9 protein-coding genes are annotated in these 12,827 nt (G+C 66.9%); 5 read left to right on the top strand and 4 right to left on the bottom strand.

Features of this window, described 5'->3' with window-relative positions:
• Positions 1–24: 24 nt before the first annotated feature.
• From ACSFBM_RS29780 to ACSFBM_RS29770, 3 genes are all read right to left on the bottom strand, one after another.
• Complete coding sequence (locus ACSFBM_RS29780; RefSeq protein ID WP_435437423.1) at positions 25–783, bottom strand: basic amino acid ABC transporter substrate-binding protein; 759 nt, start codon at positions 781–783, stop codon at positions 25–27.
• Between the two features lie 97 nt (positions 784–880).
• A complete protein-coding gene (locus ACSFBM_RS29775; protein ID WP_435487597.1) occupies positions 881–1,726 on the bottom strand; it encodes a hypothetical protein in 846 nt (281 codons plus the stop codon).
• A 73-nt stretch (positions 1,727–1,799) separates the two neighbouring features.
• A complete protein-coding gene (locus ACSFBM_RS29770; RefSeq protein ID WP_435487596.1) occupies positions 1,800–2,276 on the bottom strand; it encodes an Lrp/AsnC family transcriptional regulator in 477 nt (158 codons plus the stop codon).
• A gap of 180 nt (positions 2,277–2,456) precedes the next feature.
• Here ACSFBM_RS29770 and ACSFBM_RS29765 point away from each other — a divergent pair, with 180 nt between their 5' ends.
• The 5 genes from ACSFBM_RS29765 to ACSFBM_RS29745 all read left to right on the top strand — a co-directional run bounded on the left by ACSFBM_RS29765 (position 2,457) and on the right by ACSFBM_RS29745 (position 12,200).
• Complete coding sequence (locus ACSFBM_RS29765; protein ID WP_435487595.1) at positions 2,457–6,065, top strand: indolepyruvate ferredoxin oxidoreductase family protein; 3,609 nt, start codon at positions 2,457–2,459, stop codon at positions 6,063–6,065.
• Positions 6,066–6,347: 282 nt separating this feature from the next.
• Entirely contained in the window at positions 6,348–6,680 is a 333-nt protein-coding gene (gene yajC / locus ACSFBM_RS29760) for a preprotein translocase subunit YajC (protein ID WP_435437427.1), read from the top strand.
• A 78-nt stretch (positions 6,681–6,758) separates the two neighbouring features.
• Positions 6,759–8,639, top strand: a complete 1,881-nt coding sequence (secD, locus tag ACSFBM_RS29755; protein ID WP_435487594.1) for a protein translocase subunit SecD — start codon at positions 6,759–6,761, stop codon at positions 8,637–8,639.
• A gap of 18 nt (positions 8,640–8,657) precedes the next feature.
• Positions 8,658–9,617: a protein translocase subunit SecF gene (gene secF, locus ACSFBM_RS29750; protein WP_435487593.1), complete on the top strand. Its 960-nt coding sequence runs from the start codon at positions 8,658–8,660 to the stop codon at positions 9,615–9,617.
• 159 nt (positions 9,618–9,776) lie between these two features.
• The gene (locus ACSFBM_RS29745) at positions 9,777–12,200 is read left to right on the top strand and encodes a DUF1631 family protein (RefSeq protein WP_435487592.1); all 2,424 of its coding nucleotides are present in this window, start codon (positions 9,777–9,779) and stop codon (positions 12,198–12,200) included.
• Between the two features lie 28 nt (positions 12,201–12,228).
• On the opposite strand, the gene ACSFBM_RS29740 is transcribed toward ACSFBM_RS29745, so the two are convergent.
• Positions 12,229–12,741: a Smg family protein gene (locus ACSFBM_RS29740; protein WP_435437431.1), complete on the bottom strand. Its 513-nt coding sequence runs from the start codon at positions 12,739–12,741 to the stop codon at positions 12,229–12,231.
• Positions 12,742–12,827: the final 86 nt, after the last annotated feature.

Below are 12,827 nucleotides of genomic sequence, written 5' to 3'. Positions count from 1 at the left end.
GTATTCAGGGAAATGCCGTGCGGCTCAGCGCACGTTCGGGTCCTTGTTGAACCACTTCTTGTAGATGGTCACGTAGCTGCCGTCCGCGCGGATGGCGGCCAGGCCGGCCGTGAGCTTGTCGAGCAGGGCCTTGTCGCCCTTCTTCACGACGATGCCGAAGCCCTCTTCGGGGAAGGACTTGTCGTCCAGCGTCTTCAGCTCGGGGTTCTGCGACACGCGGTAGGCAATGACGCCGTTGTCGCCCATGGCCGCATCGACGCCGCCGCCGGCCAGCTCGGAAATGATGAGCGGCGTGCTCTCGAAGCGGCGGATGTCGGGGCTGGTCTTGCCGAACTCGCGCGAGGCGATGTCGTCGGCGGTGGAGGCGCTCACCACGGCGATCTTCTTTCCGGCCAGGTCCTTCAGCGAGGCGACCTTGCTGTTCTTCGGCAGCGCGATGAGCTGGCGGGCCGCGAAGTACGGCGGCGTGAAGTCGTAGCTCTGCTTGCGCTTGTCGTTGATGGTGACGCCCGAGATCACCAGGTCGACATCGCCATTGTTCAGCGCGCCGAAGATGCCGGTGAAGGGCGTGTTGACGATCTTGATCTTCAGGCCCTGCTGCCTGGCGATGGCGTTGATGATGTCGATGTCGAAGCCGACGATCTGCTTGTCCTTGTTCTCGAAGGCGAAGGGCGCGTAGGTGGCGCTGGAGCCCACGGTCAGTTCGCGGTTCTGCGCCTGGGCACCGAAGGCGAGGGTGGTGGCGGCGAGGCCGAGCGCCAGGGCGCGGCGGATGGGGTTCATGGGGAGTCCTCTTTTTTCCGCAGGCGGCGGTAAGCAGTGGGCGGGGATTTTAGGCGGTCGTTGCCGGCGGTCGTCCGCTCGCAAGTACCGAGCCCGGTCAGCGCCCGACCACGAGGTACAGCGCAATGAGGGCCACCACGACGATGCCGACAGTCTTCCAGCGGCCTGAAACGAGGCCCTGCGGTGCCGTCCATGTCCAGGTTTGCGTCCGTGGCTGTGACGAAGAAGGCGCTGAAGAAGACGATGAAGAAGACGGCGACGCGGTGGTGGTGATCGAGAACGAGCGGGTCGAGAACGACGTCGAGGCCGAACCCGTTCGCGTCGTGGTCCCGGTGCTGCTGTCGTGCCGTACACCGGCCTGTGCGCCGGCACCGCCGGCAACGCGGGCGATGGCGTCCGCGACGATCTCCGGGTGCGTCCCGCGCGTGGCCAGCGCCTTCAGGTCGTTCGCGTTCAGTGCGCCCGACCCGCGCACGGTCCAGGCGAGCGTGGCGGGCAGAGAATCGGGCGCGGCCCAGGCTTCCTGGTGCGTGGGCAGCATCGAGAGGCTGTGCGCGTGTTGCGCCGCATCGATCAGCTGCAAGGCCAGCAGCTGGTCGAGCGCCTCGGCGCTCACGCCGTCCTGCGTCCGGCGCTCCAGCAGGCTCATGTGCAGCACCGCCCAGGCCGGCAACGGGAGGCCGCTGCTGATCAGGCCCGTGGCCTCCGACACGATGGCCTGCGCCTCGTTGTCGCGGCCGGCGACCGCGCGCACGGGCAGGTCCGCGAGCTGTTCCTGCGAAACGATCTCCCGGGCCACCACCCAGCCCAGGGCTTCGCCCGGCGTGCGCAGCGTGACCGCGGCCAGTTCCGGATCGTTCGCGGCGGTGGCGTGTTCCTCGTCGGTCAGCAGGCGGATCTCCTGCAGGTAGGACAGGGCGCGTCGGCTGGCGTCGAGGGGCATGGAGGCGTCTTTCGCGGGCTATGAGGGGTGGCGCATGCTCGCACACGCCGCGCCCGCGGCCTGCCGCAGGCGTCTAGCGCGCCAGGTGCCCCAGCGGCAGCGCGCTGCTGGCCTTCACCTCGCCCAGCGAGAAGCTGGTGTGCAGGTCCTTCACGTTCGGCAGGTTCATCAGGTGCTGGCGCGCGAAGGCCGAGAAGCTGTCCAGGTCCTGCGCCACCACCTGCAGTTCGAAGGTGCCGGTGCCGCTGATGTAGTGGCAGGCGATCACGTCGGGCAGCTTGCGGATCGCGTCCTCCAGCTTGCGCGTGGCCTCGTGGGTGACGCGCTCGGTGTCCACCCGCACGAAGGCGAGCACGCCCAGCCCTATCTTGTGGCGGTCGATCTCGGCGTGGTAGCCCTTGATGAAGCCGGCCTCTTCCAGCGCGCGCACCCGGCGCCAGCAGGGCGCGGCCGACAGGCCCACGCGCTGCGCGAGCTCGGCGTTGGTGAGGCGGCCGTCGGCCTGCAGTTCTTGCAGGATTGCAAGGTCGAACTTATCAATGCTTTCCATGGGAGGCGATGTTAAGCAATATTCTTTCTGAAAGAGGGTTTTTCAGGGCAAAGAACGCAAACACCTGTCGCGGACCCCGGCATACACTTTGCGTGATCATGGGCTCGCGCCCTACCCGGGCACAGACCCACACCCATCAGCCAGGCCCACAAGGCCCTGCCACACGGAGACAAGACATATATGAATGCACCGCTGCCCGCGCACATTCTCAAGGCCCTGCAAACGGTCACCCTCGACGACAAATACTCGCTCGACTACGGCCGTGCCTTCATGAGCGGCGTCCAGGCCCTCGTCAAGCTGCCGATGCTCCAGCAGCTGCGCGACAAGCAGGCTGGCAAGAACACCGCCGGCTTCATCAGCGGCTACCGCGGCTCGCCGCTGGGCGGCTACGACCAGGCGCTGTGGAAGGCCAGCAAGTTCCTCAAGGAACAGAACATCGTCTTCCAGCCGGGCGTGAACGAAGAGCTCGCGGCCACCGCGCTATGGGGCACCCAGCAACTGGGCTTCTCCCCCCAGGGCACCAACAAGTTCGACGGCGTCTTCGGCATCTGGTACGGCAAGGGCCCGGGCGTGGACCGCTGCTCCGACGTGTTCAAGCACGCCAACATGGCCGGCACCACCGAGTTCGGCGGCGTGATCGCGGTGGCCGGCGACGACCACATCTCCAAGAGCAGCACGGCCGCGCACCAGAGCGACCACATCTTCAAGGCCTGCGGCACGCCGGTGTTCTTTCCGGCGAACGTGCAGGAAATTCTCGACCTGGGCATCCACGCCTTCGCCATGAGCCGTTTTTCGGGCGTGTGGTCGGGCATGAAGACGATCCAGGAAATCGTGGAGTCCAGCGCCACGGCCATGATCGACCCCGAGCGCGTGCAGATCGTCATTCCCACCGACTTCGAGATGCCGCCCGGCGGCCTGCACATCCGCTGGCCCGACCATGCGCTGGAGCAGGAAGCCCGGCTCATGCACTACAAGTGGTACGCCGCGCTGGCCTACATCCGCGCCAACCGCCTGAACTACAACGTGATCGAAGGCCCGAACGACCGCTTCGGCATCATGGCCAGCGGCAAGGCCTTCAATGACACGCGCCAGGCGCTGATCGACCTGGGCCTGGACGACGCGGCCTGCCGCCAGCTGGGCATTCGCCTGCACAAGGTGGGCGTGGTGTGGCCGCTGGAAGCGCAGCTCACGCGCGAATTCGCCACCGGCCTGCAAGAGATTCTGGTGGTCGAGGAAAAGCGCCAGGTCATCGAATACCAGCTGAAGGAAGAGCTCTACAACTGGCGCTCGGACGTGCGGCCCAACGTGGTCGGCAAGTTCGACGAAGGCCAGGGCGCGAGCGACGACGGCTACTCCGGCGGCGAATGGTCGATGCCCAACCCCACCGCCCACACGCTGCTGCGCGCCAACGCCGACCTGAGCCCCGCGCTCATCGCCAAGGCCATCGCCGCGCGCCTGAAGAAGACCGGCCTGCTGGCCGCCGCCGGCGCCGACATGGCCGCGCGCATCGACGCGCAGCTCGCCATCCTCGAGGCCAAGGAGCGCTCGATGGTGGTGCAGCAAGCGTCCACCAGCGTGGCCGACGCCACGCGCCAGCCATGGTTCTGCTCGGGCTGCCCGCACAACACCAGCACCGTGGTGCCCGAAGGCTCGCGCGCCATGGGCGGCATCGGCTGCCACTTCATGGCGACCTGGATGGACCGCTCCACCATCGGCTTCACGCAGATGGGCGGCGAGGGCGTGCCGTGGGTGGGCCAGCAGCCCTTCACGACCGACCAGCACATCTTCGCGAACCTGGGCGACGGCACCTACTTCCACAGCGGCCTGCTCGCCATTCGCCAGAGCATCGCGGCGGGCGTGAACATCACCTACAAGATCCTCTACAACGACGCGGTCGCCATGACCGGCGGCCAGCAGGTCGGCGAGCGGCCCGAAGGGCACTCGGTGCTGCAGATTGCCGAGAGCCTGCATGCCGAGGGCGCTAAGAAAGTGGTCATCGTCACGGACGAGCCCGAGAAGTACGAGGGCGTGTCGATTCCGGGCGACCACGTGCAGGTGAAGCACCGCGACCTGCTCGACGACATCCAGCGCGAGTTCCGCGCCATGCCGGGCACCACGGCCATCATCTACGACCAGACCTGCGCCACCGAAAAGCGCCGCCGCCGCAAGCGGGGCACGGCCGTCGATCCGGCCAAGCGCGTGGTCATCAACGAGCTGGTCTGCGAAGGCTGCGGCGACTGCAGCGTGCAGAGCAACTGCCTGAGCGTGGAGCCGCTGGAAACCGAATTCGGCCGCAAGCGCACCATCAACCAGAGCAGCTGCAACAAGGACATGAGCTGCCTGAAGGGCTTCTGCCCGAGCTTCGTCACCGTCGAAGGCGGCCAGCTCAAGAAGAAGAGCAAGAGCAAGGGCGCGACGCCGGCCGAGTTCGGCCTGCTGCCCGAGCCCGCGCTGCCGTCGCTGGCGGGCGGCAAGGTCTGGGGCGTGGTGGTCGCGGGCGTGGGCGGCACCGGCGTCATCACCATCGGCCAGCTGCTGGGCATGGCCGCGCACATCGAGGCCAAGGGCATCGTCACGCAGGACGCGGCCGGCCTTGCGCAAAAGGGCGGCGCCACCTGGAGCCACGTGCTCATCGGCGACACCCAGGACGACATTCGCACCACCCGCGTGGGCACCGCGGCGGCCGACCTGATCCTGGCGTGCGACCCGCTGGTCACGATCAACGGCGAAACCATGGCGCGCATGCGCGAAGGGCGCACGCACGTGGCGCTCAACACCCACAGCTCGCCCACCGCCGCCTTCGTGCGCAACGCCAACTGGCAGAACCCCGAAGACGCCTGCGCCGCCGAAATTGCGCGCGCCGTGGGCATCGACGGCATGGGCACCTTCGACGCCGATGCCGCAGCCACCGCGCTGATGGGCGACACCATCTACGTGAACCCGATGATCCTGGGCTACGCCTGGCAAAAGGGCTGGCTGCCGCTGGCGCACGAGTCGCTGATGCGCGCCATCGAGCTGAATGCGGTGGCCGTCGAGAACAACAAGACCGCCTTCGAGTGGGGCCGCCAGGCGGCCGTGCGTCCGGAAGATTTCCACAAGCGCGTGCGTCCCGGCCAGGTCATCGAGTTCAAGAAGCGCGAAACGCTCGAAAGCCTCGTGGCCCGCCGCGTGGAGTTCCTGACCGGCTACCAGAACGCCGCCTACGCCGCCGAATACAAGCAGTTCGTCGGCAAGGTGCAGCAGGCCGAATCGGCACTGGGCCGCACGGGGCTGAGCGAGACGGTGGCGCGCTACCTGTTCAAGCTGATGGCCTACAAGGACGAGTACGAAGTCGCCCGCCTGCACACCGACCGCTCGTTCCTCGACCGCGTCGAGGGCATGTTCGAAGGTGACTACAAGCTCAACTACCACCTGGCGCCGCCGATCATTGCCAAGAAGAACGCCAAGGGCCAGCTGCAGAAGCAGAAGTTCGGCCCCTGGATGCTCACCGGCTTCAGGTTCCTGGCCAAGCTCAAGGGCGTGCGCGGCACGGCGCTCGACATCTTCGGGCGCACCGAGGAGCGCAAGACCGAGCGCGCGCTGATCGGCGAGTACCGCGCCAGCATCGAGGAAGTGATCGGCGCCCTGCGCGCGGACAACCACGCGCTGGCACTCGAGATTGCCGGCTTGCCCGAGCAGATTCGCGGCTACGGCCATGTGAAGGAGCGCAACCTGGCGGCCGCCCGCACCCGCTGGAGCGAGCTGCTGGCCAAGTGGCGCAACCCGCAGGCGCAGCGCGTGGCGGCCTGAATTTCAGGGTTTTTGCGAGCGTACGGGCGTCCACTGGACGCCCGTTGCTATTGAAAACGTAGCGGACTCCGCGCTGGTTGAATACCCGGAAAGCCCTCCCCACCGCGCCGGATAAGCGCGTGGAGCGGCCTTGCGCGCCGAATACAATGCCCGGTGCTGTGCGCGGCCAAGCCCCGCCGCGCTTTGACTTGCGGTGCGCATCCCATGCGGCCGCCAGCCCCAAGGAACCGCGGACGCTGCCCGCGCTCCCATCCTTTTCTCTTCCCTCTGCTGGAGACTCTCTTGTTCATTTCCTCTGCTTTCGCCCAAACCGCGCCTGCCGCAGCCGGCGGCGGTGACATGTTGTCCTCGCTCGGCAGCATGCTGCCGCTGGTGCTGATGTTCGTGGTGCTGTATTTCGTGATGATCCGGCCCCAGATGAAGCGCCAGAAGGAAGCACGCGCCATGATCGAAGCGCTGGCCAAGGGCGATGAAGTCGCCACCGCCGGCGGCGTGCTCGGCAAGATCACCTCGATGAGCGACCAGTACCTGGGCCTCGAGATCGCCAACGGCGTCGAGATCAAGATCCAGCGCAGCGCCGTGGTGCAGGTCCTGCCCAAGGGCGCCGTCAAATAAAGGCGTGAGCTGAACCTTGCGCTTTGCGGCGCAGGGCCCCAATTCACGCCGTGTTCCGTTTCAGAAAAGCGTTTTCTCATGAACCGTTACCCGGTCTGGAAGTACGCGATCATCGTGATCGTGTTGCTCGTGGGGCTCATCTATGCCCTGCCCAATTTCTTCGGTGAGGCACCTGCGGTGCAGGTGTCGGCGGCCAAGACGACCGTCAAGGTCGACGCCACCACCCAGACCCGGGTCGAAGAGGCGCTGAAGGCTGCCAGCCTGACGCCCGACCTCATCACGCTGGACGCCGGCTCCCTGCGCGCCCGCTTCACCACCCCCGACGACCAGCTCAAGGCGCGCGACGTGATCCAGCGCGCCCTGGTGCCCGACGCCGGCGACCCGCCCTACACGGTGGCGCTGAACCTGTTGTCGCGCTCGCCCAAGTGGCTGACCGCGCTGCACGCGTTCCCGATGTACCTGGGCCTCGACCTGCGCGGCGGCGTCGACTTCCTGCTGCAGGTGGACATGAAGGGCGCCATCGACAAGAAGGCCGAGTCCTTCGCCAGCGACCTGCGCACCACCTTCCGCGACAAGAACATCCGCGGCACCTCGGTGAGCCGCAACGGTCAGACCGTGGAAGTGAGCTTTCGCGATGCGGCCGCGCTCGAGGCGGCCAAGCGCGTCATCCAGGACCAGTTCACCGACCTGAGCACTACCGACAGCCAGGACGGCAGCAACTGGCGCCTCGTGGCGAGCATCAAGCCGGAGGCTGCGCGCCGCCTGCAGGACGCCGCGCTCAAGCAGAACATCACCACGCTGCACAACCGGATCAACGAACTCGGCGTGGCCGAACCGGTGATCCAGCAGCAGGGCCTGGACCGCATCGTCGTGCAGCTGCCCGGCGTGCAGGACACGGCCAAGGCCAAGGAAATCCTGGGCCGCACCGCCACGCTCGAAATGCGCCTGGTCGACGAAAGCGCCGAAGGCCGCTCGGCCGAACTGAGCGGCGGCCCAGTGCCGTTCGGCTCCGAGAAATTCCTCGACCGCCAGGGCCGCCCCGTCATCGTGAAGAAGCAGGTGCTGGTCACCGGCGAGAACCTCACCGACGCGCAACCCGGCTTCGACCAGCAGAGCAACCAGCCCAAGGTCGACCTGACCATGGACGCCAAGGGCGGGCGCATCATGCGCGACGTCAGCCGCGAGAACTACAAGAAGCGCATGGCGATGCTGATCTTCGAAAAGGGCAAGGGCGAAGTTCTCACGGCCCCGTCGATCAACGGCGAGCTGGGCAACCGCTTCCAGGTGTCGGGCTCCATGACGGTGGTGGAAGCCAGCGACCTCGCGCTGCTGCTGCGCGCCGGCTCGCTGGCCGCGCCGATGGAAATCATCCAGGAGCGCACCATCGGTCCGAGCCTGGGCGCCGACAACATCGAGAAGGGCTTCAAGAGCGTGATGTACGGCTTCCTGGCGATCATGGTGTTCATGTGCGCGTACTACGCACTGTTCGGCCTGTTCTCCTCGATCGCGCTGGCCGTCAACCTGATGCTGCTGGTGGCCATTCTCTCGATGCTGCAGGCCACGCTCACGCTGCCCGGCATCGCAGCCATGGCGCTGGCCATCGGCGTGGCCATCGACTCCAACGTGCTGATCAACGAGCGCGTGCGCGAAGAGCTGCGCAACGGGGCGTCGCCGCAGGCGGCCATCCACGCGGGCTACGAACGCGCCTGGGGCACCATCCTGGACTCCAACGTGACCACGCTCATCGCGGGCATCGCGCTGCTGGCCTTCGGGTCGGGCCCGGTGCGCGGCTTCGCGGTGGTGCACTGCATCGGCATCGTCACCTCGATGTTCTCCGCCGTGTTCTTCTCGCGCGGCCTCGTGAACTTCTGGTACGGCCAGAAGAAGAAGCTCAAGACGGTGTCCATCGGTACCGTCTGGCGCCCAACGACCGACGGCTCGGCCGTGGCCACCAAGTAAAGGTCGAGGACAAGCGCCATGGAATTCTTCCGCATCCACAAGACGATCCCGTTCATGCGCCATGCACTGGTGCTGAACATCGTCTCCTTCGTCACCTTCGCGCTGGCGGTGTTCTTCCTGTTCCACCGCGGGCTGCACCTGTCGGTCGAGTTCACGGGCGGCACCGTGATGGAGGTCGCCTATGAGCAGTCGGCCGACATCGGCAAGGTGCGCGACGCCATCGGCAAGCTCGGCTATCCCGACGTGCAGGTGCAGAGCTACGGCAGCTCGCGCGACGTGCAGATCCGCCTGCCGGCCCAGAAGGGCATGAGCTCCGACCAGCAGAGCGCGCAGGTCATGGGAGCGCTGAAGTCGGTCGACGCGTCGGCCACGCAGCGCGGCATCGAGGTGGTCGGCCCGCAGGTCGGCGAGGAACTCACCACCAACGGCCTGAAGGCCCTGGGCATGGTGGTCCTCGGCATCATGATCTACCTGGCGTTCCGCTTCGAATGGAAGTTCGCGCTTTCCACCGTGCTGGCCAACCTGCACGACGTGGTGATCATCCTGGGCTTCTTCGCCTTCTTCCAGTGGGAGTTCTCGCTGGCGGTGCTGGCGGCGGTGCTGGCGGTGCTGGGGTACTCGGTGAATGAGTCGGTCGTGATCTTCGACCGGGTTCGCGAGAATTTCCGGCGTTACCGCAAGATGACAACCTCCGAAGTGATCGACAGCGCGATCACCTCGACCATCAGCCGCACGATCATCACCCACGGCTCCACGCAGCTGGTGGTGCTGTCGATGTTCTTCTTCGGCGGCCCGACCCTGCATTACTTTGCCTTGGCACTGACCATCGGCATCTGCTTCGGCATCTACTCCTCGTGCTTCGTGGCGGCTGCCATCGCGATGTGGCTGGGGGTGAAGCGCGAAGACCTGGTCAAGGGCGGCCCGACGAAGCGCGACGGGGAGTCCGAAGACGATCCCAACGCCGGCGCGGTGGTCTGACGGATACTTCAGGCTTTCATCAGGCGGCGGCCGCGCCGCGCTGCGGTTCGCATGCAACGCCGGGCACTCCGCGCACTTGTGCGGTTGCGCATCCCGATGCAAGCTCTCGGTTGTTGCTGACGAATCGAATTCGAATATCCGGGTCTTTCCGACTTTTCAATGAGCATTGCGCGGTCCGCCTCTTCCCAGCAGCTCGCACGCGAGACGCGTGAGCGTTTCGTCTTGGCAACGGAAGGCGCCATTGCGCCGCTGGCCCGCGCGATCCGCGACCGGCTGACGGCCATCTCCTCCGAGGCCGGCAACGCCCGCGCCATGCAGGAACATCGCGACGACTTCGTGGCGTTCCAGGGCCAGGCCACGCAATGGGTGACGCTTGCGCAGACCGGCTGGCGCAAGGCGCTGGGCGCCTCGGCCGGCAGCGCGTCGGCGGTGCCTTCGGCGTTGCGGCTCGAACTGATCGGCGACGAGGTGGTCGAGAGCAACATCCTTTCGTCGCGCCTGGCGCAGATGATCCACGACAAGGCCAGTTTCGAGATCAGCGACCTGCGCCTGCGCATCCAGCACCTCGAAGGCACGACCGAGCTCGACGCCAGGGACGTGCTCAAGCCCGAGACGCTGGCCAAGCTGCTGGTCGAACAATGGCTGGCGGCCGGCCTGAGCCGCGGGCTGTGGACCCGGGTGCAGGACACGGTGCAGCAGGGGCTGGTCGAGGTGGTGGTCAAGGCCTACCAGAGCGCCAACGCCTTCCTGATCGCCAACGGCGTGATGGAGGAGATCGACCTCAAGAGTTTCGTGCGCCGCACGGGCAGCGCCGGCGCCGCCGGCAGCGGTGGACCGGCCACGTCGTCCGGCGTGCCGATGGACGGCGGCATGCCGGGCGGTCCGCGCGGTGGGCCGCGCGCAGGCTTCGGATCCGACGGGCAGCAGGCTTCGGCGTCTTCGAACGCGGCGGCCTCGTCCACGGCCACCACGGGCACCACGGGCGGCTCGCCCCTGATGGTCGCGCGGCAGCGTGCTCAGACAGCGCTGCTGAGCCTGAAGCGCTTCGTCGCCGCACGCATCGGCGGCGATGCGGGCGGCTCGGCCGGGCAGTACCCGGCCTCGGGCGCTGAAGGACGAGCAACCGGCAGCGGCGGTGGCAGCAATGCGAGCCAGGTCGCGGGCACCGCGCCACCCCGCGTCTTTTCCAGGACCTTTGCCGGCGCCATCGCCGACGCCGAGGTCGCCTACCGGATGGCCGCCACCCAGTTCATGGACGGCACCGGCGAGCAGGCCACGCTGATGCAGCAGACGGCGGTGGACATGCGCCGGCGCACCGCCGAGCTCAAGAAGCGCGCGCCCACCACGGCCGACAAGGCCACGGTCGAGATCGTCGCGCTGATGTTCCAGGCCATCCTGGCCGAAGAGCGCATTCCGTTCTCCGCCCGCGTGTGGTTCGCCCGGCTGCAGATGCCGGTGCTTCGCGTGGCCATCGCCGAGCCAGAGTTTTTCGGCACGCTGCAGCATCCCGCGCGCATGCTGATCGACCGCATGGGCTCGTGCGTGATGGGCTTCGATGCGGCGGCCATCACCGGCAGCGCGCTCGAAGGCGAGATCCGCCGCGTGGTGCAGGTCATCGAGCAATACCCTGAAACGGGCCAGCGGGTGTTCAAGCTGGTGTTCGACGAGTTCGTCGCCTTCCTCAACCGCTACCTCACGCAGAGCGACACCACGCAGCGCGTGATGAGCGTGGCGCAGCAGGTCGAGCAGAAGGAAACGATGGCGATCCAGTACACCATCGAGTTGCGCAAGATGCTCAACGACATGCCGGTGCGCGAAGAGATCCGCGAGTTCCTGTTCAAGGTCTGGGCCGAGGTGCTGGCCATCGCCGCCCTGCGCTACGGCGCGCAGGGCGAGCAGACCGTCATGCTCAAGCGCGTGGCCTCCGAACTGGTGTGGGCCGCCAGCGCCAAGCCCAACCGCACCGACCGCGCCCGCGTGATTCAAGACCTGCCGCAGCTGTTGCAGCGCCTGCGCCAGGGCATGGCGCTGCTGGGCATCGTCGACGAGCCGCAGGAGGCGCACATCAAGATCATCGGCGCCACGCTGTCCGATGCCTTCCTGTCGAAGACCGAGGCGATTCCGCAGGCCAAGATCGAAGCCATGGCCGAACGGCTGACGCACCTGGAAGACTTCGTGAGCGACGAGGGCGGGGCCGGCGACGACCTGCCGCTGGACGCCCACAGCATCGAGCTGCTGCTGGGAGTGGACGCCGCATCGATCGAGGTGATTCCCGATGCCGGCGGCACCAAGGTGGCCGAGGACATGCTGGCCTGGGCGCACGAACTGCAGGTGGGCAACTGGTTCATGCTGGACCACAACGACCGCGTGAGCCAGGTTCAGTTCGTCTGGCGCAGCGAGCGCAAGAAGCTGCACCTGTTCGCCTCGGCGGACGGCCGCAGTTTCCTGATCCAGGCGGGGCGGCTCGCGAGCTACCTGCAGGCGGGCTTGCTGGTGCCGGCCGAGGAAGAAACGCTCACCGTGCGCGCCACGCGCGAGGCGCTGGCCAAGCTGGACGCCAACCCGGAACGGCTGCTGAACTAGTCTGTGGACGGGGCGCCGGGCCCCCGGGTCAATGGGCCGTGCGGCCTTCGCGGGACTCGCAGAGCTCGTCGAGCACCAGCGCATCGGGCTCGATGCCGGTGCTCCAGTGCACCATCAGCACGATGATCTTCAGCTCGTCGAGCGCCACCGGGTCGCCCGGCGCCGCCATGGCGCGCTCGACCACGATTTCGCGCAAGCCGCAGGGCAGCACCTGAGACGACTCGAGAAAGCTGATGAAGCCCAGGCACTCGGCACCCAGGTGCTCCTGCTCGGCCTGCGAGTAGACGCGCATGGCGTCGTCCGACTGCGGCATGGCCGCTTCGGGCGCGCCGCGCAGCGTGACCGTGGCGCTGTCCTTGGTGCGGTGCTCGATCTGCATGCCTTGCGTGGCAAGGCTCAGGCCGTCGAGCCAGTGAAGGGCGTCGCGGATTTCTTCTGCCTCGAAGCCGTGCGCACTGAGCTTGCGGCCCAGTTGCTCGGGTTCGGGGCAGGCATCGCCGCGCCAATAGTTTTCGTACACAAAAACAAGCACTTCGAACATGGGCCCAATATAGCCCAGGAAGTGGTCGCTCGCCCTCGGGCTTCGTGCACTTCGTGTCTCTTCTTCTTCGCCTGCGAAGGAGAAGA

Origin of the sequence: Variovorax pasteuri (assembly GCF_051216435.1) — a bacterium.
GTDB lineage: Bacteria > Pseudomonadota > Gammaproteobacteria > Burkholderiales > Burkholderiaceae_C > Variovorax.
Note: the sequence above shows the minus strand (reverse complement) of the source record. Positions and strands in the feature narration are given on the sequence as shown.

Excerpts from the sequence above, each read along its gene's own strand:
- ACSFBM_RS29770 (WP_435487596.1), bottom strand. The coding sequence starts at position 2,276 with ATGGAAAGCATTGATAAGTTCGACCTTGCAATCCTGCAAGAACTGCAG.
- ACSFBM_RS29775 (WP_435487597.1), bottom strand. The coding sequence starts at position 1,726 with ATGCCCCTCGACGCCAGCCGACGCGCCCTGTCCTACCTGCAGGAGATC.
- ACSFBM_RS29780 (WP_435437423.1), bottom strand. The coding sequence starts at position 783 with ATGAACCCCATCCGCCGCGCCCTGGCGCTCGGCCTCGCCGCCACCACC.
- secD (WP_435487594.1), top strand. The coding sequence starts at position 6,759 with ATGAACCGTTACCCGGTCTGGAAGTACGCGATCATCGTGATCGTGTTG.
- ACSFBM_RS29745 (WP_435487592.1), top strand. The coding sequence starts at position 9,777 with ATGAGCATTGCGCGGTCCGCCTCTTCCCAGCAGCTCGCACGCGAGACG.
- ACSFBM_RS29740 (WP_435437431.1), bottom strand. The coding sequence starts at position 12,741 with ATGTTCGAAGTGCTTGTTTTTGTGTACGAAAACTATTGGCGCGGCGAT.
- secF (WP_435487593.1), top strand. The coding sequence starts at position 8,658 with ATGGAATTCTTCCGCATCCACAAGACGATCCCGTTCATGCGCCATGCA.
- ACSFBM_RS29765 (WP_435487595.1), top strand. The coding sequence starts at position 2,457 with ATGAATGCACCGCTGCCCGCGCACATTCTCAAGGCCCTGCAAACGGTC.